This is a genomic window from Candidatus Eisenbacteria bacterium, assembly GCA_005893275.1.
Lineage (GTDB): Bacteria > Eisenbacteria > RBG-16-71-46 > SZUA-252 > SZUA-252 > WS-7.
In genome coordinates this window covers 62,129-81,429 of sequence record VBOW01000032.1, presented here as the reverse complement: position 1 = coordinate 81,429, position 19,301 = coordinate 62,129, and the positions used below count along the sequence as shown (strand labels likewise).

At 67.0% G+C, this 19,301-nt stretch carries 19 protein-coding genes, 2 pseudogenes and 1 riboswitch; of the genes and pseudogenes, 1 reads left to right on the top strand and 20 read right to left on the bottom strand.

What is annotated here, in order from left to right; translation table 11 throughout:
• The 20 genes and pseudogenes from E6K76_07700 to E6K76_07605 form a co-directional block, all read right to left on the bottom strand.
• Window positions 1-1,778 (bottom strand): TonB-dependent receptor (locus E6K76_07700; protein ID TMQ58613.1); only part of this gene is annotated, 1,778 nt, incomplete at its 3' end.
• 21 nt (window positions 1,779-1,799) lie between these two features.
• Window positions 1,800-1,983: riboswitch (cobalamin riboswitch) on the bottom strand.
• Window positions 1,984-2,036: 53 nt separating this feature from the next.
• Window positions 2,037-2,621, bottom strand: coding sequence for a LemA family protein (locus E6K76_07695; GenBank protein TMQ58612.1), 585 nt, complete (start codon window positions 2,619-2,621; stop codon window positions 2,037-2,039).
• 11 nt (window positions 2,622-2,632) lie between these two features.
• Entirely contained in the window at window positions 2,633-3,328 is a 696-nt protein-coding gene (locus E6K76_07690; protein ID TMQ58611.1) for a hypothetical protein, read from the bottom strand.
• Between the two features lie 77 nt (window positions 3,329-3,405).
• Complete coding sequence (locus E6K76_07685) at window positions 3,406-4,005, bottom strand: TPM domain-containing protein (protein TMQ58610.1); 600 nt, start codon at window positions 4,003-4,005, stop codon at window positions 3,406-3,408.
• A 187-nt stretch (window positions 4,006-4,192) separates the two neighbouring features.
• Window positions 4,193-4,690 carry a YajQ family cyclic di-GMP-binding protein gene (locus E6K76_07680; protein TMQ58609.1) on the bottom strand — a complete coding sequence of 166 codons (498 nt, stop codon included), beginning with the start codon at window positions 4,688-4,690 and terminating at the stop codon, window positions 4,193-4,195.
• 171 nt (window positions 4,691-4,861) lie between these two features.
• The gene (locus E6K76_07675) at window positions 4,862-5,056 is read right to left on the bottom strand and encodes a hypothetical protein (GenBank protein ID TMQ58608.1); all 195 of its coding nucleotides are present in this window, start codon (window positions 5,054-5,056) and stop codon (window positions 4,862-4,864) included.
• 244 nt (window positions 5,057-5,300) lie between these two features.
• Entirely contained in the window at window positions 5,301-6,440 is a 1,140-nt protein-coding gene (locus E6K76_07670) for a PLP-dependent transferase (protein TMQ58607.1), read from the bottom strand.
• Window positions 6,441-6,444: 4 nt separating this feature from the next.
• On the bottom strand, window positions 6,445-7,878 hold the full coding sequence (locus tag E6K76_07665) for a cystathionine beta-synthase (GenBank protein ID TMQ58606.1): 1,434 nt from the start codon (window positions 7,876-7,878) through the stop codon (window positions 6,445-6,447).
• An 85-nt stretch (window positions 7,879-7,963) separates the two neighbouring features.
• Entirely contained in the window at window positions 7,964-8,362 is a 399-nt protein-coding gene (locus tag E6K76_07660) for a response regulator (protein TMQ58605.1), read from the bottom strand.
• A gap of 14 nt (window positions 8,363-8,376) precedes the next feature.
• Window positions 8,377-9,969 (bottom strand): hypothetical protein, encoded by a 1,593-nt coding sequence (locus E6K76_07655; GenBank protein ID TMQ58604.1) that lies wholly within the window; start codon window positions 9,967-9,969, stop codon window positions 8,377-8,379.
• A gap of 233 nt (window positions 9,970-10,202) precedes the next feature.
• A complete protein-coding gene (locus tag E6K76_07650) occupies window positions 10,203-10,772 on the bottom strand; it encodes a hypothetical protein (GenBank protein ID TMQ58603.1) in 570 nt (189 codons plus the stop codon).
• 9 nt (window positions 10,773-10,781) lie between these two features.
• Window positions 10,782-12,572: a hypothetical protein gene (locus E6K76_07645; protein ID TMQ58602.1), complete on the bottom strand. Its 1,791-nt coding sequence runs from the start codon at window positions 12,570-12,572 to the stop codon at window positions 10,782-10,784.
• Between the two features lie 11 nt (window positions 12,573-12,583).
• A complete protein-coding gene (locus E6K76_07640; protein ID TMQ58601.1) occupies window positions 12,584-14,020 on the bottom strand; it encodes a hypothetical protein in 1,437 nt (478 codons plus the stop codon).
• Window positions 14,017-14,553, bottom strand: coding sequence for a prepilin-type N-terminal cleavage/methylation domain-containing protein (locus tag E6K76_07635; protein TMQ58600.1), 537 nt, complete (start codon window positions 14,551-14,553; stop codon window positions 14,017-14,019). Before E6K76_07635 ends, E6K76_07640 begins: the two co-directional genes overlap by 4 nt.
• A complete protein-coding gene (locus E6K76_07630; GenBank protein TMQ58599.1) occupies window positions 14,535-14,984 on the bottom strand; it encodes a hypothetical protein in 450 nt (149 codons plus the stop codon). Before E6K76_07630 ends, E6K76_07635 begins: the two co-directional genes overlap by 19 nt.
• Entirely contained in the window at window positions 14,981-15,535 is a 555-nt protein-coding gene (locus E6K76_07625; protein TMQ58598.1) for a prepilin-type N-terminal cleavage/methylation domain-containing protein, read from the bottom strand. The genes E6K76_07630 and E6K76_07625 overlap by 4 nt, the downstream gene beginning before the upstream one ends.
• Entirely contained in the window at window positions 15,532-17,571 is a 2,040-nt protein-coding gene (locus E6K76_07620; protein ID TMQ58597.1) for a DUF2723 domain-containing protein, read from the bottom strand. Before E6K76_07620 ends, E6K76_07625 begins: the two co-directional genes overlap by 4 nt.
• A gap of 44 nt (window positions 17,572-17,615) precedes the next feature.
• On the bottom strand, window positions 17,616-18,011 hold the full coding sequence (locus tag E6K76_07615) for a type II secretion system protein (protein TMQ58596.1): 396 nt from the start codon (window positions 18,009-18,011) through the stop codon (window positions 17,616-17,618).
• Window positions 18,012-18,112: 101 nt separating this feature from the next.
• The gene (locus E6K76_07610; protein TMQ58619.1) at window positions 18,113-18,532 is read right to left on the bottom strand and encodes a hypothetical protein; all 420 of its coding nucleotides are present in this window, start codon (window positions 18,530-18,532) and stop codon (window positions 18,113-18,115) included.
• 219 nt (window positions 18,533-18,751) lie between these two features.
• Window positions 18,752-19,102, bottom strand: a pseudogene (locus E6K76_07605) (type II secretion system F family protein).
• Window positions 19,103-19,188: 86 nt separating this feature from the next.
• On the opposite strand from E6K76_07605, the pseudogene E6K76_07600 reads away from it, so the two are divergent.
• Window positions 19,189-19,296: pseudogene (locus tag E6K76_07600) on the top strand (lipoprotein Hlp).
• Window positions 19,297-19,301 lie beyond the last annotated feature (5 nt).

Sequence of the window (19,301 nt, the reverse complement as noted above, 5' to 3'; positions counted from 1 at the left end):
GCGCTCCACCACCAATCGGCGATCGCGATCAGGCCCCGCGCGGGCTCGCCCTCGAGCGAGACGCCCGCGCGCCACGCCGGTCGCTTCGCCAGACGCGCCCCCGTCACGAGGTTCTTGCCGAGGAGGCGGGCGGCGCGCGCCTGGATCCAAAGCCTGTTCGACGGCGAGATGCGGGCCGCGTATTCTTCCCCCTCGATTCGAGCGCTCCCGACATTGTCCGCGACGAAGAACGAGTTCGACTGGATCAGATCGCGAAAACGCGTCGCATACCATGTCGCTTTCGCGGTCGCGCGTCCTTCGAGCCACGATCCGTCCACGCCCGCTTCCCAGGTGCGGGAGCGCTCCGGCCTGAGCGTCGGCGAGCCGAACCCCGGGTAGAAAAGGTCGGTGAGCGTCGGCGCCACGAACGCGCGGCCGTACCCCCCGCGGAGCTTGATTCCCGTCCCGGGGAAATGCACGCCGAGCGCGACGCGCGGAATCCCGTACGATCCGAAGCGCGAATGATCCTCGAGCCGGATGCCAGGATCGAGGGCGACGCGCCCGCCCCATTCGAAGTGGGCTTGCGCGAAGAGCGATCGGCTCTGCACGTCCTCCACGACGCTCGTGACGCCCCCGAACCCGCCTGAGTTCGAATCGTCCAGACGGTCGACGCCCTCGGTCCGGTATTCCGCGCCGAGCACCGCCCGGAGCCAATCGGCGGGGAAGACCCGCGCCCGAATCGATGCGATGCTTCGGCTGTTGTCGAGCTGGGTCCTTTGATAGTCGGTCGTGGAGGGGGGGTTCGGGGGATTTTGGTTCTCGATCTCCCCCGCGAAACCGGAGACCTCGCCCTCGAGCGAAGCATGCTCTCCCAAGTCCCGCTCGTACGCCACGCTCCCCGCGAGGATGCGATCCTTCTCCTGGTTGTTGGGATCGCGGATCTGCTTCAGGGAGCCGAACGGCGAGAGGGTCGTGTCCGACGTGTCGAACAAGAAATCGAACGGAAGCTCCTTGTCCCCCTGCGTCGCCAAGGCGCCCAGGCGCAGGTGCTCCTTCCCGACCGGTATCTCGAGATGAAGCTGCGCGTTCAATCCGGCGTACGCGTCGCGCGCGCCCGACCCTTCCGACGTGAGCCGCGTCACGGAAAGACCGGCGCGCGTGGCCCCCGCGGGGCCCTGCCAGGTGAAACCCTGCCGGAACGTCCGCCCCTCGCCGTAGTCCGCGAATACGCTTCGCCTCGCTTCACCCGTGCCGGGGGCGCTCAGAATTTGGATGACCCCGCCGACGGCCCCCGACCCATAGAGCGAGGACGCCGGCCCGCCGAGGATCTCGACCTGATTGGAACCCGAGCCCATGAAATCCGCGAAGTCGAAGCTCCCGAGCCAGGGCCCGTTCAGTGGAATGCCGTCGAACAGGACCAGCGTCTGGCGCGGGTCGGCGCCCCTCAGGCGCACGTCCGTGAGCTTCCCGAGGGTGCCCGAGCGTTGGACGTCGATGCCGGGCGCGTCGCGAAGCGCGTCCGCGATCAGGAAAGGCCGCTTGGCGAGGAGCCGCTCCGGCGAGATCACGGTGACGTCGGAGGGGACACGGTCGAGCCGGATCGGGAGCCGGTTCGGCGTGACCACGATCGGCTCGAGCCGGTAGCGGGGACGCTCCGGCGCGGGCTCGGCGGGAGGCGCCGAAGGAGCGGGGGACCCTTCGTCATCGTCCGGGAGCGCGGTCCCGGTGATTGAGAAAGTCAGGGAGAGAAAAAGAAGTGCGGCGAAAACGCGGCGGAGAGTCGAAACGAGCGGTCCCATGGTCCTCCCTCTCGAAGGACGTGGTGAATCGAGAGAGCGGGCCGGTCTCCTGACTCGCGGATCGTTCTCAAGCGGCGCCTTCCCGGGCTACGCCCAGTGGCCTGATGCCGCTCTCGTCACCGCTCACAGTGGCGGGGCCGTGTCGGATTCACACCGACTTCCCGGGCCTCCAGAGGGAGGCCCTTCCCACTCTCGCCGCGGTCGACACCGTGGCCGCGACGCCACGAGCATAGCGCAACCCGGCGGGATCGCGAAGCGCTAGAACTTCACCTGCGGCGCGGTTCGCGCGTTGACGGGCGCCTCGAAGAGCGGGTGCAGCTCGAAGTTGAAGGCCGACGCGATCAGGTTCGCCGGGAACTGGCGGATATGAATGTTGTACGCGCGGACGACCTCGTTGTATCGCATGCGCTCCACCGAGATCCGGTTCTCCGTCCCGGCCAGCTCGTCCTGCAATCGCTGGAAGTTCTCGCTGGACTTGAGCACGGGGTAGTTCTCCACGACGACCAGGAGCCTCGCAAGGGCGCTCGACAGCTCGTTGTTGGCCTCGATCTTCTGCGGAATCGTCTGCGCGCTTCCGATCCTGGCGCGGGCGTCTGCGATCGCGGTGAATATCGTGGTCTCCTGTTTCGCGTACCCCTTCACGGTTTCGACCAGATTCGGGATCAGATCGTACCGGCGCTGGAGCTGGTTCTCCACCTGCGCCCAGGCGGTCTTGATTTGCTCCTGCTGCGACACCATCTCGTTGAAGCTCGCGCGCACGTACCCTGCGATGAAAAGCACGATGAGAAGCAGTCCGCCGACCACGAGCCCCGCCACGATCCAGGGATTTACGCGCGATGCCATCGGTTTCCTCCTTAGGCGTTCTGGGGCGGAGCGGATATCCGCTCGGCCGACTCGAGCAGCTGGTTCAGGATTGTCAATGCGGAGTCCAAGAGTGCGACCGCGGCGACGCGGTCCCGTTTTGTCTCCCGCAGCGTGAGGAGCCGAGTGAATGCCGCGGCGTCGACGCCGAACGCGGCCGCGCAGTGTTCCGCGAGGTCGCGTTTCCGTCGCGGAACCGGCCGCCCCGAGAGGTAGAGGAGGCCCGAGGCCGACGCCGCGATCGCGTTCAAAGCCTGCAACGCCCAGAGCCTCGCGCCGCCGCGCGTGCCGGCGAGCGCGACGTAGCTCAAGCCCAGCCCCAGCTCCTGGGCGCGGAGGACCCGCTCCACCTCGAGCCGCAATTCCTCGCGATCGATCACCACGGGTCCGAAATAGTCCACACCGAAGATCGCCTCGTGCCCTTCCCGGATGAGGAGGTATTCGAGCGGGTAGGAGTCGAGCGAGCGACGCAGGGATTCCTCGGAGAGAAGCAGCGGCCGCACCACGCGGGAGCGCCTCCAGACCGGGTAGGCGCGGTTCAGCGCCGAAAGCTCCGCCGTCCCGAGCGCGGAGAACACGAACGCGACGTTCACGTCCGAGTGCCCGGGATGAAATTCCCCCGAGACGGCGCTGCCGTAGAGCGCCGCTCCGCGAAGTTTCTCCCCGACGGCGCGACGTGCTGCGTCCACGCCGCGTTGAGCCGCCCGACGCGCGTCGAATCGCCTAGGCCACATCGGCGCTCCGGCTGCCGCTTCCTTCCGACCGCTCAGAAACCACCGCTTGCGCCCCCTCCTCCGCTCCGGCCTCCGCCGAAGCCTCCGAAGCCCCCGCCGCCGCCGAATCCGCCCCCCATGCCTCCGAATCCCCCGAACATTCCGCCGTACCCGCCCGGGCCGCGGCCGTCCCACCATCCTCCGCGCCCGGTCCACATCCAGCCGCGCCGCCCGGAAGCCGCGCGGAAGACCGCGCTCAGGATGAGCGCGACGAAAAGCGCGGTCAGGAAGATCGCGTGCGGGGGTCCGCGCTCTCCCTCCTCCCCAGACTCCGGGGCGACCGCCCCGGTGATGGTGACCCCGCGGTCTTTCGCGATCACGCCCGCGACCGCGGACGCGCCGCGCAGAAGGCCGGGGCCCACGCGGCCGGCCGCCAGGCCGGGCGCCATCTCCCGCCTGATGATCGAGCCGCAGAGCCCGTCGGGAAGGATGCCTTCGAGGCCGTACCCGACTTCGATCCGGACACGGCGCTCCCTCCACGCGAGGAGGATCAGCACGCCGTCGTCCTTGCCCTTGCGGCCGATCCCCCAGGCCCGGAAGAGATCGACGGCGGCCGGTTCGATCTCTTCCCCGCCCAAATCGGCGACCGTCACGACGGCGAGCTCGACGCCGGTCTTCTCGCGAAGCTCGCGTCCCAGCGCCTCGATCGAATCGCGCGAGGCCGCGTCGGCGATTCCGGCGAAGTCGCTGACCAGGCCCAGCGGCTTCGGCCACGGAGTCCCGGACGCGTCCGATGCGGACGCGAGCGATCCCAGGACCAGGATCGCGAGGAGGACCGGCCTAGCTCGAGCGATAGTTCGTGAACTGCAGATCGAGGCCGAAGTCCTGGGCCTTGAGCGCCCCGATCACCGCCTGGAGATCGTCGCGGTTTTTCCCGCTCACCCGAACCTGATTTTCCTGGATCTGGGCCTGGACCCTGATCCCGGTCCCCTTGATGAACTTCACGATTTCCTTCGCGCGCTCGGTCGGGATGCCCCGCCGGACCGTCGCGACCTGGCGCACGGTCCCCTTGGCGGCGGGCTCGATCTTTCCGTATTCGAGCGCCTTCAGGGAGACGCCGCGCTTCACGAGCTTGGTCGTCAGGACGTCGATCACGGCCTTGAGGCGCGACTCGTCGTCCGAATGGAGCGTGATGGTCTCCTTGTCCAGGGTGATCTCGCTCACGCTTCCTTTGAAGTCGAAGCGCTGGCGGATCTCCTTCATCGCCTGCTGCACCGCATTCGACGCCTCCATCATGTCCACTTCGGAAACCACGTCGAATGAGTTCGAAACCGCCATCCGATCTCCTCCTGAACGCCGGTCGCCTGCCGCACAAGAAGACGGGGAAGCGGCGCTGGCAGGCGCGCTTCCCCGTATTGAGATAACGCTACTCTATACAAGTTGCCTGAAAATCCCGTCGAGCCCAAGTAGCGCCCGGCCCGTGGGGCCGTGCCGCACGAGGTGCGAGGATTACTTGCCCATCGTATGGGTCGTATCGGACATCATGCCGGTAGAGTCCGTCATGCTGCCGGCCGGCGGCGTCGTGCTCTGCTCCATGCCCTGCTCTCCCTCCGTCCCAGCCTGCTCCTTCTTGGTGCAGCCCAGCGCAAAGAGAAGCGCGCACGTGAACACGAGAACCAGCGTGACCGCTAAAATCTTCTTCATTCCTCTATCACCTCCTTCCGGCACTCCGATTTTCGGGCGTTCGTCAATCCTGGTACGAGCTCGAAACGGTTGAGGCGAATAAAGCAAAACACCACTGCTTGCAGCGGTGCTCGGGGGAACAGCCTTTGGTTTCCTACCTATCGCAGTCATGTCGGTCCGCCTCAATGAGATGGGGCGGCAAAAGACTGGCGCACATTACGCGGCCGGTCCGGGGGTGTCAAGGCTCAATTGATCGCGGCCGGGATTATAAGGCGGACAGGGCGCCGTCGAGATCCCGGATCAAGTCGTCCAGGTCCTCGATTCCCACGGAAATCCTTACGAGCCCGTCGGTTAGCCCAACGCTTTCCCGCTCGGATTTGGGCACCGAAGCGTGGGTCATGGTCGCCGGATGGGAGATCAGACTCTCGACGCCCCCGAGGCTCTCGGCGAGCGCGAACAGGCGCGTGCGCCGGAGGAAGGCGGCACCGCGCTCGAGCGACCCGGTATCGAAGGCGATCATGCCGCCGAATCCGGAAGCCTGGCGCTTGTGGAGCTCGTGACCCGGGTGGCTCTTCAGGCCGGGATAGAAAACCCGCTTCAGCTTGGATTGCCCGGCGAGCCATTCGGCGATCGCCGAGGCGCTCTGGTTGTGCCGCTCCATCCGCAGGGCCAGCGTCTTGATGCCGCGAAGGCAGAGCCAGCAGTCGAACGGTCCCGGCACGGCTCCGGCGGCGTTCTGGACGAACTGGAGCCGTTCCGATGCGGCCTGCTCGTTCGAGACCACGACACCGCCGATCATGTCGCTGTGGCCGTTCAGGTACTTCGTCGTGCTGTGCACGACCAGGTGCGCGCCCAGCTCGATCGGACGCTGGAAGTAAGGCGTCATGAACGTGTTGTCGACCGTCAGCAGGGCCTTCCTAGATCGCGCCAGCTCCGCAAGGGCTCCGAGGTCCGATACGATCATCGAAGGATTGGTGGGTGTCTCCACGAAGAGCATCCGCGTGTGGGGGCGGAATGCCGCGTCGGTCGCCTTGAGATCGCCCGTGTTCACGTAGGTGAACGTGAGCCCATACGAGGCGAGAACCTTCTCGAAGAGCCGATAGGTGCCCCCGTACATGTTGTTCGAGGCGACGACGTGGTCCCCCGATCTCAGGAGGTAGGCGACGGCCGTGATCGCCGCCATCCCGGAGGCGAAGGCGAACCCGCGCGCGCCGCGTTCCAGCGTGGCGACGTTCTTTTCGAGCGCGAAGCGGGTCGGGTTCTGGGTGCGGGCGTACTCGAATCCCTTGTGCTTCCCCAGCTCCTCCTGGACGTACGTCGAGGTCTGGTAGATCGGGATCGTGACGGAGCCCGTGGCCGGATCGGGCTCCTGCCCCGCGTGCACGGCGTCGGTGGAGAATCCCACGGGCCTAGGGATTGATGTACTCGAGGAGGTCGAAGCGGGTGAGAATGCCGGCGGGCTTCCCCTGGTGATCCACGGCGACCGCGGCGTTGCTCGCGGCCAGGACCTTCATCGCGCGGGGGAGATGCGCGTCGAGGGGCACCACCGGGAGCGGCTTCTCGAGGAGATACTCGACCCTCGTGTCCCCGTGCGCCGAGCCGTCGAGCACCTTCTGAAGCAGGACCCCCTCGCTCACCGAGCCCACGACGTTTCCCTCTTTGAGCACCGGGAGTTGGGAAATGTTGAACTCTCGGATCAGGGAGAGGGCGCGATCGACCGTGTCGTCGTAGTTGATCGAGACGAGCGACGGTATGTGGTTTCGCTTGCCGACCATGACGTCCGCGATCGTGATCGTGCTTGAATCCAGGAGGCGATTGTCGCGCATCCACTCGTCGGAGTGCACCTTCGAAAGATAGCGCTCCCCCGTATCCGGAATCAGGACGACCACCACCTGGCCCGGCTTCGCCTGGCGCGCCACCTGGAACGCGGCAAAGAGCGCGGTTCCGCTCGAGCCGCCGGCGAGAATTCCCTCCTCGCGCGCGAGCCGGCGCGCGAGGTTGAGCGACTGCGCGTCGTTCACCGGGATGACCTCGTCGATCATCGAGAAGTCGAGGGTGCCGGGAAGGAAATCCTCGCCGATTCCTTCCACCTTGTACGTCTTGGCCGGCACCATCTTCTTCGTATAGAAGTAGTCTCTCAAGATCGAGCCGACCGGGTCCGCCCCGATCACCTTGATCTTCGGATTCTGCTGTTTCAGGTACCGCGCCGTCCCGCTGATCGTCCCGCCGGTCCCCAGGCCGGCCACGAAGTAGTCCAACTTGCCTCCGGTCTGCTGCCAGATCTCGGGGCCGGTGGCTCGGAAATGAGCCTCGGGGTTCGTGGGGTTGTAGTATTGATTCGCGAGGTAGGCGCCCGGCATCTCGCGCCCGATCCGCTTGGCGACCTCGTAGTAGGATTCGGGCGAGTCGGGAGGGAGCGCCGTCGGGGTGATCACGACCTCGGCGCCGAAGGATTTCAATAGATTGATCTTCTCCTTGCTCACCTTGTCCGGCATCACGAAGATCGCGCGGTAGCCCTTCACCGCGGCGACCAGCGCGAGCCCCATTCCCGTGTTTCCGGAAGTCGCCTCGACGATGATGCCCCCCGGCTTCAGGAGCCCTTTCGCCTCGGCCTCCTGCACGATCGCAACCGCGATGCGGTCCTTGACGGAGCCGCCGGGATTGAAGGATTCGACCTTCGCCAGCACCGTCGCGGGGCACTCGGCCGCGAGGTGGCGGAGGCGCACCATGGGAGTGTTCCCGACGGTTTCGAGGATGGTGTCCACGATCGGGGGCGGCCCGGGAGCGGTCCGTGTCTCGCGCGCGGGTTCGGATGCGGTTTCGGTCGTGTTTTTCGGAGTCATCTCAGGGGCTGGAGTTGAGCGATGCGATCGCATGACAACGCTACGGTCCCCGGCCGCCCGAGGTCAAGCGGGGAATTCCCCGACGCTACGAGCTCGTGGGCACGGATTTCAGGAGCGTCTCGATGTGGCTCAGCACTTCGGCGAAGTCGTACGGCTTGGTGACGAATCGATTCGCGCCCATCTCCATCGCGAGCAACTGGTCCCCCTCCTGCGTCCGGGCGGAGAGGATGATGATGGGAATGTTCTTGTATCGTTCGTCGAATTTGAGAAGCCGGCAGACCTTGTACCCGTCGAGTTTCGGGAGCATGAGGTCGAGGAGAATGATGTCCGGCTTCAGATCCCGGGCCTTCTTCAGCCCTTCCTGTCCGTCCGATGCCGTATCGACGTGGTACCCGATCGCCTCGAGTCCGAATTGCAGGATTCGGACGAGGTCCGCCTCGTCGTCCACCACCAGCACCCGCGCGCGCGGCTGAGTCTGATTCATGACCTTTTCCCTCCCTACGGCTCGAGCAAGTGCGGCGTGATGAAGATCATGAGATCCACCTTCTGCTTCGAGGTGGTCTTGTGGCGGAACAGATAATTGAGAATCGGAATATCGCCCAGGACGGGCACCTTTCGCTCGATCGACATGTCGACCGACCGGATGAGCCCCCCGATCATGACGGTCTCGCCGCTCTTGACTTCCACCTGCGTGGTGGCGGACCGCGTCGAGGTCACGGGGCGCTCATTGAACTGACCGCGGTATTCGACGATCTCGCTGATCTCCGGGTTGACCGCCAGAATCATCGTGCTGTCGGGCCCCACGTGCGGCGTGACCAGGAGCCTGACGCCGACCTTCTTCTCGTCGTAACCGGAAATCTGGAGCGCCCCGGTCTGCTCTGTGTGCTCGTACCGGGCGATCGGAACAACCGTCCCCACGATGATCTCCGCTTCCTGGTTGTCGAGCGTCGTGATCTTCGGCGCGGAGACCAGGTTCGTGCTGGAGGACTGTTTCAAGATATCGAGCGCGACGTTGAACTCCTCGAACGAGAGCTTCCCGAACACGTAGTCTCCAGGAACCGTGAACGGAAACGTCTGTCCCGGCGGGAATGCCGGACCGACGCCGCCGACCTGGTTGTTCGGGTTCGGCGTACCGGTGAAATCTCCGGACCCTTGCGATTTGGGAAACGGGAACGTGGTCGGGAGCGTCGCCCCGGTCGCGCTCGCCCGGATTTGCCAGTCCACGCCCAGCTTCTCGTCGTGGCCGAGTGTCGTCTCGACGAGCTTCGCCTCGATGGCGATCAGCTTGGGCCTCACGTCCATCTCGGAAATCACCCGCGCCACGTCCGCCAGGCGCGCGCTCGTGTCGGTGACGATGAGCGCGTTCGAGAAGGCGCTCGAGTGTTGGATCAGACCCTCTTTCGGCCGACCGGAGAACGGCTGCGCCTGGCCGCGCGGGCCGAGGACCTTCTGCAGCGCTTCGGCCGCGGCGGCGGGATCGAGGTAGCGGAGCGGAAAGACCCGCGACTGGAGCCCCGCCGGGTTCACGACGAGGACCTTGTCGCTGAGGGTGTATTCGCACCCGGTCGCCTCGGCCACGTAGGCCATGGCCTGCTCCATCGTCACGCCGTTCAGGTTCGCGGTCAGCGTGCCGCCGGCGTCTTTTCCAACGACGACGCTCAGGCCGAACTGGGTCGCGATGAGGCGGATCGCGTCCTGCACGCGCGCGTCCTTGAAATTGAACGACGCCCGTGCCTCCTGCCCGGATGCGGCGGCCGCGGGACCAACGCCCAACCAGGCGATCAGTCCCAGGACGGCGGCCAGCCGTTTCATGAACCCTCTCCTTTGAGCATGAGCGTCGTGACGTTTCCATGGTCGAGGAGCATCACCGACCTCCGACCGATCTGGATCACTTCCCGCGATCCGATCCGCTGCCCCTCGCGGTAGATGTCCCCGTTGATGAGCGCCGTCTTCCCCAGGGGCCCTTCCATGATTCCTTGCAAAAAGAGGCCGGTTCCCGCCGGCGACGGGCTGACCCGGGCGAGCGCCCTCACGGTTCCGGGCGATTCCCTCGTGTCGGCGACCCGCCTCTGGAAGGGATCGCTTCCCCATCCCGGCGGGGTCATCGAGGCGTGTGCCGTATCGCGCTCTTTCCTCCGATCGAACGAAGCGATCGCCGTCGCCGGCGCGAGCGTCACGGCGGGGCGTTTCGCCCGGAGCGCCTTCTGCTTCTGGTCGAGAGCGTGAACCCAAAAGAGCACCCCGACCAGGAAGCCCATCAAGACCCAGGTCCTCGGGTTCATTCCCTTCTTCATCTGGTCGCGGAACCAATCCATCGCTCCCCCTCACGGCGTCCCGAAGAGCCAGATCGCCACGTCGGCGGCCAGCTCGGTATTCGCGGCGGCGCTCTGAAGCGAAACCCACCGCACCACGACGAGCTGGTCCATCGCTTCGATGTCGCCCAGGTACTCGCCCAGATCCTGGTACTTCGCGTAGATCCGAAATCGAAGCTCTGCCCTGCGATAGGTCATGGGGTTCCCGGCGGCATCGCTCACCGTCTCGTCCATCAGAGTCCCCGCCGGCTGAATCAGCTCGGTCCTGACCTTGTGCCGGTTCGCCAGCGGCACGATCGAGCGAAGGAACGCCGCCACCATGTCCCGCGACGGAAGCGCCTTTCGCACGTGGAACGTCCAGAGATCCTGCCCGGGGTGCGCCTTGGTCCAGCCCTCCATTTCATGGATGCCGGATTGCAAATCGAAAAGCTCGGTCTGGAGACGCGCCTCACCCGAGCGAAGCGAATGCGCCTCGCGGACCCTCGGCTCGATATAGACCGTTCGCACGACCCCGATCGAGAGCAACAGCGAGGCGAGGATCGCCGCGTGCCCCAAGAGCGGATGTCGGAGTGAAACGGTCATGGTCTCCCGCTATTCCGCGATTTCCGCGGTGACGGTGAAGCTGCTCACCGAGCCCGTCACCGCTTGGCATCCCTCGAGCCGCACCTGCACGAAAATCGGGGAGCTTTCGAGCGACTGCATCAGCTCTCCGACCACGTCCTCCGGCCTGCGGTTCTGCGTCCGCAGAAGCCCCATGAGGCGGATCTGCCTCGCGCGGGACACCGGCGCGGCCGCGGCCGCCGCCCCCGCGACCGCCTGCGGCTCCAGAACCTCCAACGAGGTCAGCCTCACGTCGGGCCCGATCCGATGGCTCAAGTCGCGCAGCGCATACGACCACAGCACCTGACCCCCGGTCAGGTGGGCGAGCAAGTCATGGAGCCTCGTCTCTTCCTCCCGCGCCGCGCGGAACCGCCGCACCGAGTCGATGCGCGGCGAGAGCTCCTCGAGGCCCCTCCGGAGCGTCTCGACCCTGCGCCGCTCCTGCACGACCCCCCAATGCGACGGGAGGGCGACGGAGATCAGGAGCACCGCCGCCGCCGCCGCGGCAACCCGCTGCGGAATCGCCTCGGCGAGCCGGTAGGGGACCCCCGCCCAGGCCGGGGTCGCGAAATTGAGCGCGCCTCGTTCGGTCAGCGCGAGCCCGAGCCCCGATTCCGAGGGGAGGACCGCCCCGGATGCAGCCCCGCGCATCGGCCGCGGCGCGACATCCGCCATGCTTTCTGCAAGATCGGCCCGAGCGACGGGGATCTTGAGAACCCCTGTCAGGTAATCGGCGAGGTTCTTGACCCGGGAGCCCGCGCCCAGGAGCACGAGCCGGGTCACGGTCTCACCCTGGAACTGTTCGTTGCAGTAGTCGAAGGAGTTCCAGAGCTCGCGCACCAGCCGCTCGAGGATGGGCCGGAGCATGATGGAAACTGCGGAGAGCGGGATGCGGCCGGCCTGGACCGCCTCTTCCTGACCGAACGGGATCCCGTGCGCCCGCTTCAAGGATTCCGCCTCCTCGTAGGAGAGCTCGATCGTGCCCTGCCCCGGCACGACGATCGCGCGGAGCGCCTCCGTCAGAGTCGCCCCGCCGACCCCGAATTCGCGCGAGAAACGAACGTCCTCTCCCTTGAGCACCGTGATGTGCGTGTTGGCGGCTCCCATGTCGAGATAGGCCACGACCTCATCGGGCGCCGTCGCGCCGGTCGCGCGCAGGAGCGCGCGAAGCGCCACGGGCCGGATCGTGAGGAGCGAGGCGCGAAGCCCGGACTCCTCGACCGCCTCGCGAATCTCCGCAAGCCGGCGGCGGTGCGCGACGCAAACGTTGAGCAAGAGCTCGGGGCGCTCGGCAGGGCCTTCCCGACCCACGACCTCGTAGCGGATCTCGGCGTCCTCGATCGGGAAATTGACGTGCTTGCGGCATTCGAGGGCGAGCGCGGCCAGAAGGTCCGACCGGCTCATTTCGGGCAGCGACATGCGCCGAATCACCACATCGTTTCCCGAGACGGCGGCCGAGGCGTGTTTTCCCCGGAGCGCCTGCTCACGAACCAGGTCGCGGAGCGCGCTCCGCAGAGCCGCCCGGCGATCGGCCGGCTTCAGGTCCGCGGTGGGAAGGGCGCGCTCGGCGCTCTCGATGCGGCTGACGTGGGAGCCGCGCCTCACCACGCGCACCACCCTCACCGCGCGGTCGCTCAGGTCCACACCCACAAGATCCGGCCAGGGCGCGGCGAGCAGGGACCGCATACGTGCCGGGAGGAGCGATCCCGCGCGCACGGGCGCGCCGTGAAGGAAGGCCGCGAACCCTCTCCGCTGTGGCTTTTTCTCGACGTCGCTCCCCACGATCTCCTCCCCTACGTCCGCGTCTCGACCCAGGCCACGACGGCGAAGCTCATGACCTTCCGGATCTTGTTGTTGTTTCGATCGCCGATGTAGTACGCGCCCGTGGAGCTCAAGCCGATTCCGCGCGGCGTGTCGAGCTGGGCCGCCGTGGCGGCGCCGCCGTCCCCCGCCGCGCCGGCGGTTCCGGTGCCTGCGACGGTGGTGATCGTTCCGCCCGGGGACACGCGTCGGATCCGATTGTTGCCGGTGTCGGCGATGTAGAGGTCCCCGACCGAGCTCGGGTGAACCGCCTCCGGGCCGTTGAGCTGGGCCGATGTCGCCGCCCCGCCGTCACCGGAAAAGCCCGCCGCGCCGGTGCCCGCGTAGGTAGTGATGATCCCGGTCCCGGCCGCGACCTTTCGGATCGCGCTGTTCTGCGCATCCGCGATGTAGAGATCGCCGTTCGAGGCAAGATGGATTCCCTGCGGCCGGTTCAGCCGCGCCGCGGCCGCCAGCGCCCCGTCTCCGGAGTACCCGGCCGTCCCGGTCCCGGCGTAGGTCGTGATGAGCCCGATCAAGGCCGTCACCTTGCGGATCTTGTTGTTCGAACGGTCGCCGATGTAGAAGTCTCCGTTCGACGCCACGGCGATGCCCCTCGGGGAGTTCAGGCGCGCCGACGTGGCGGCACCGCCATCGCCGCTCGAGCCTGGGCTCCCGTTCCCGGCAGCCGTCGTGATGATTCCGGTCGCGGCAGAGACCCTGCGGATCTCGTGATTCCCGGTGTCGGCGATGTAGAGGTCGCCGCTCGCGGTCACGAACACATCTTCCGGGGTCTTGAGCTGCGCGGATGTCGCGAGCCCGCCGTCGCCGCTCGATCCCGGGCTTCCGGTCCCCGCGACGGTGGTAATGACCCCGGTCGCGAACGCCACCTTGCGGACGACGTTGTTGTCGGTGTCCGCGAAGTAGACGTCCCCGTTGGACGCGACGGCCACGCCTTCCGGATGCCGCAGCTGGGCGGACGTGGCCGCGCCGACGTCGCCCGAATACCCCGCCGCCCCGGTGCCCGCGTGGGTTGAAATCAATCCGCCGGTGACCTGCACCTGGATCTCCCGCTTGGTGCCGGCGACGACTCCGGTGGAGATGACCCGCTTCCTTCCCGCGGGGAGCGGGTTCCCGTTCTCATCGACGGCGTCGGGGGGGGCGATCCAGAAGGAGCCCGCGCCGACGTTCTTCCCTGGAGACGGAAGCCCGCCCCAGGACCAGTTCGCCGCAAGCTTGGCCAGTGCGTACTCCAGCCCGGCGTGCGCGGCGTAGAACGCCTGGTTCTCCTGCACGTGGGCGACCGAGAGGTCGGAGTCCTCGACCACGATCGACACCATCGCGATCCCCAGCGTGACGAGGAGGAGGATCGAGAACACCGCGAGCACGACCGAGAAGCCCGCGTCCGGGGCCGCAGCGCGCCGGCTCATAGCGACCTCAGGAATGCGGCGCCGAAGGAAGAGACGGTTTGGGAGCCCTTGATGAGCCTCATATAGACGGTGACGCGCCAGATGTCGGTCGCGGACGGCGACAGAACCGGCGCGGCCGCCGTCCCGTTCTCTTTCCAGTACTGGAACGCGAGCGAGTCCACGCCCTTGGCGAGCGTCTGGGAGGATCCGTTCTTGGTGTAGAGGAGATTCGCTCCGGAGACGCCGCTCCAGGAGAAGCTCACCGTGGCGTTGCTCCGGTCCACGAAGGCGAGGGTGGTCGCGCTCGCGGCCACGATGCTGGTCGAGTCCTTCACCCGCTTGAGCTCGCGTGAGACCCGCTCCTCGGCGTATCGGGCGTCCTCGAGCATGTCCTTCTCGGCGTCCATGAACTGGTAGGTCTTCACCGCCTCGATGAACATGGCTGAAAACGCGACCGCGACGATCGAAGCGACCACGATCACGATGAGCAGCTCGGGCAAGGTGAAGCCCGGCTCGCGGCGCCGCCGCGATGGGATCAGTAGCTCGTGAACCATGTCGTCAGCGTCACGGGTGGAATGTTGGGACAGACGACCGTCACCCCCACGGTGCGGAATGTGACGCCGTCGTAGGTCGAATCGGAGGCGAACGCAACGGAACGGCTGTAGCCCGGGAAGGCGGGCACCGGGCTCTCGGCCGGGTAGTTCGCCGCGACGAGATAGGAGAAGCCGCGGGTGGGCGAGTTTCTGTCGGCGGCAAGCTCCTCCATCTTCGCCTGCGCGAGCTGCGCCGCGATCGTCGCGTTCCGTGCGTCCCCCGACCGGATCGACGTGTTCGCGAAGAGCATGCTGAGCGGGAGGATCGCCACCGCGGCGATGACGATGATGAGCACGATTTCCACGAGCGTGAACCCCGCCGGGCGGCCGGAGACGCGCGTGGACGGGGCTCGGCCCGGTCCGTCCGCGCGGCGGGCGTCGCGCGCGCTCATCGGGTGGTCACCATTCCGGTTTGGGGCGCGACGAGAACGGTGTCGGTCACCCCTTGGTAGCTCAGGACGACGCGGCCATCGGAGGTGAGATCGACCCCGGCCGTGTCGCGCGGAACGCCGAAATAGTCGAAGGTAACGCCCGGGGTGCTCCCGAACGCGGCGGATTGGATCAGGACCCCCTTGAACTCGGAGCGCGACGTGTAATCCACCCGCATGGGCCTGGCCCGGTCCGCGGGATCGGTGATCGGCGACCCGGACGTGGGAGCGAATACCGTGTAGCGCCCGAGCGAGGGCTCGAAGAGGAGGCCGTGGATCACGCGCTTGCTCATCGCGAGGCTCTGCGCGTAGCGGAGATCGGCGGCCATGCGGCGAGCGGCCGCGTCCAGCTTGATCTCGTCCATCGCCACGACCTTGGGGTAGGCGAGCCAGCTCAGAATCCCAAGGATCGAGATGATGATGATGAGCTCCGGGAGCGTGAATCCCCGGCAGCCGTTGGGGGATTGACCCGCGCGCGGGGTCCCGTTCGAAACGGCGGAGCATCGAGGGGTCATCCTTTCGCTTCCCAGTAGCGTGCGCGCTCCCGATCCCCGGCCAGAGACCAGGCCCGCGCAGCGTTCGCCGCGAGCTCCACCGAGGGGGAAATCCTGTACGCCCGCTCGAAATAGACCGCCGCGTCCCGATACCGCCCGGCGACCGCGAACAAGACCGCGAGCCGAGCCGAAGGCTCCGGGTCGTAGGGGGCGAGCCTCATCGCGGCGACCAGCTCGGCCAACGTGACTTCCGGCCTTCCCGCGGCGGCCGCCGCCACGGCCAGATTCATGCGCGCCTCCGGGAAATCGAATCCCACCCGGGCCGCGTCCTCAAACCAAGGGAGCGCGTCCTCGTATCGCCCCGCCTCCCAGAGCGCCTGCGACCGAGTCGCGGAATAGGTGATCGCCAGCTTCCGCGTCACGTAGTCGTACCGTTCCGGTCCGCCGGGGAGAAGGTCGGTGCTCCTGGCCCAGGAGCCGGCTTCCACCCGGTTCGTGTCCGCGTCCGCGCCCGCGCGCTCGGGCAAAACCGCCCTGTACACGAGCCCTTCATTTCGGAAACGGACGCCCGATCGCACGAGATCCTCGGGCGGGGTCGCGTAGTAGACCGGCGAGGCCGTGTTCCTGAGCCGCTCGAGATCGACACGGCGCTGGATCTCGGTCCACCTGGAGCGCGGAACCCCCCCGAGACCGTAGGGGTCGCCGAAGACGTGGCCGCGGCGATTGACGAGGACGAGGTCGGCGCGCACGCCTTCGACCCGCGAGAGATAGGCGGCGAGGAATGTCTCGTTGTCGCCGTCCAGAACGAGCGTGGCGCCTCGGGGGAGCGGCTCCAAGAGATCCCGCCCGTAGCGCTCGGGAAGCCGGAATCCGTTCCGATCACAGAGGCGGTAGTGGAGGGTGGCCGGGATAAGCAAGGCGAGCGCACAGGCGGCCGCGATCGGGGCGCGGGCGAACCTTGGAGCGCGCTTGAGCCCCCTCCCGAGGCCCGCGCCCGCCCACAGGGCCAGGACCGCTACGCACGGAATCAAGAACGGGCCGATCTGCGCGAGATGCTCGGCGTCCGGCGTGAAGCCGACGAACGCGATGAGGGCCGCGGGGATGGCGAGCGACGCCGCGGTGAGCGGCAGGAGCGCTGTGCGCCTCCGGCCCGCGATCACCGCTCCGAGCGCCGCGAGCGAGGCGCCCACGGCCCCGCACGAGGCGGCCACCAGCCCCCCCATGCAGACGATCTCACCGACGGTGCGGTCCAGCCGGAACGCGTTCTGCCGCAGGCCGCCGTAATTCCGTCGAATGAGGTTGTCCCACAGGGAAGCCAGGTTGTGGTCCTGGCCCCAATCGAACCAGGGATGGGCGGCGCTCCGGATCGGCAGCGCGAGCACGATCGAGAAACCCACGGTCCCCCACGCGAGGGCGGCCGCCGCCCGTCCTGGGCTCATCCGGCGCGCCAGCACCCAGATGGCGAGCACCACGGCGGGGAAAAGGAGGGTCTGATGCGCGAGCAACGCCAGGCCCGCCGTGAAGAAGAAAATGGCGTCGGCCCGGGCGGAGGCTCCTCCCTTCGACCTGGCCGCGAACGCCGCCAGGGAGAGCGCGACGAACGCGACGGTCGCGAGCGAGTAGACCTCCGCTTGGACCGCGGAGTCCCAGAGAAGGGTGGATCCGGCGAAGATCAGCGTGGCCGCGAGCCGCCCGGCCTTTGGGAGGCCGCATCGTGCCGCGAGAAGATAGAAGAGCCCCGCGGCAAACGCGGCTAGAACCGCCGAGAGCGCGTTGACACGCAGCGCGACCGTCCCCCAAGGCAACGCAGCGGCGGCGCGAGCGAGGAGAGTCCAGAGCGGATACCCGGGAGGATGGGGGATGCCCAGGGAATGAGCCGCGAGGATCAATTCGCCGCTATCCCCCGCTCCGACGGTAGGCGAGAGCGTCAGGCCATAGACGGATGCCGCGATCGCCGCGGCGGCGAGGCTTCCTGCCCCCGCGCCGGTCCAGCGCATGCGAGTCCCCCGATCCACGACGGGATCTGCCCCAGAATGGCGCAAGAGGTGGAAGCGCATCGCTCCCACCTCAGCCCCACCCTGAAGCCGCTGAAAGGTAAGCTTTAGTAGGACGAGTACGCGTTCAGGTTGGCCTTCACGATTCCGGTCGTCGAGCTGTACTGCCAGCCGCCCGCGTTATCGACACCCGGCGTCGTCTTGACCGCGCTCGAGTTGTTGACCGGCTCCTTCGGGACATTGCCGTCGGCGAAAATGGTCCCGTTCAACACGGGGAACGCCGCCGAGCCGTTCAAGGCGTTGCGCGCGTATTGGATCGCGACCGCCGAGCGGATCGAGCCGAGCTGTCCCTTGAGCGTGGCCACGCGGGCCTGCTCACGCATGTCCTCGTACTTCGGAATCGCGACCGCGGCGAGGATGCCGAGGATCACGATCACGATCACGAGCTCGATCAGGGTGAAACCGCCCTCAGAACTGTTCCGATGCATACGCACAACCTCCATGATTGGCCTCGCTCGCCCCACCCATCGGGGCTTTGGTTAATCTGGGTCCGGAATTGCAATCGGCAATTCGGCTGCCGATCTTGAGCCGCCTGCCCGCCGTGCTAGTGGCGGAACACGGACATGAGGTTCCAAAGGGGGAGGAATACGGCCAAAGCGGTGAAGAGAACGGCCACGCCGAGGATGACGAGGAGCACCGGTTCGATCGCCGTGGAGAGGTTCTTGACCGCGTAATCGACGTCCTGGTCGTAATATCGAGATACGCGGAGGAGCATCTTGTCCACCGCGCCGGTCTCCTCACCCACCGCCAGCATCTTGACCACCAGGGGCGGAAAGATCGCGCTCCCCTTGAGCGGCTCGGCCAATCCCTGGCCGGCCACGACGCCATCGCGCATCCTGTCGATTTCGGCCTCGATCACCCGGTTCCCGACGACCCCGCGCACGATGTCGAGCGCCTGAACGATCGGGATGCCGCTCCCGAGAAGCGCCGAGAGAACGCGCGAAAAGCGAGACATGATCGTCATGAGAAAGATCGGCCCGAAGATCGGGACGGTAATGACGAATCGGTCGATGGTCGTGCGGCCGCGCGCGGTCCGGCTCCAGAGGACGCCGCCGGCCGCGGCGCACGCGGTGAAGAACACGAACGGGATCCACTGGTGCTCGAAGAAATCGCTCAGACCGATGAGCACGCGGGTCGGAAGGGGCAGCTGGGTGTTGAAATTCCGGAACAGGGACGCGAAACGCGGCAGAACGAACTTGATCAGGACCAGGAACGCGAGCACGAGCTCCGTCACGATCAGGGTCGGATAGAAGGTGGCGGAACGGATCCGCTGATCCGTCTCCGCCTCGTACTCGAGAAGGCTCGCGACCCGGTCCAGCATCTGCGCCAAGAGGCCGCCCTCTTCCCCCGCGAAGACGAGGTTCACGTAGATCCGGGGAAAGCAGTCGGGGTGCCTGCGCAACGCTTCGGTGAGCGTGGACCCCTGCTCGACGTCCGACCGTACGCGGTCGATCGCCGGCTTGAGCTTGGGCTGCGTCGTCTGGGCATGGAGGATCTCGAGCGCGGAGAGGATCGGAAGACCCGAGTCGAGCATGGTCTCGAGCTGCCGCGTGAAGAGAATCAGATCCCGCGCTGTGACCTTCTTCTGGAGGAACGGGATCCCGGCGGCGCGGGCGCCGGGCGCGCCGTGGGCCTCGAGCCGCACCGGCGTGAGCCCCATGCGATGGATCCGGTCCAGCGCCTGGTCCAGGTCGGGAGCCTCGAGCAGTCCCTGCTGCGCCTGCCCCGCCGCG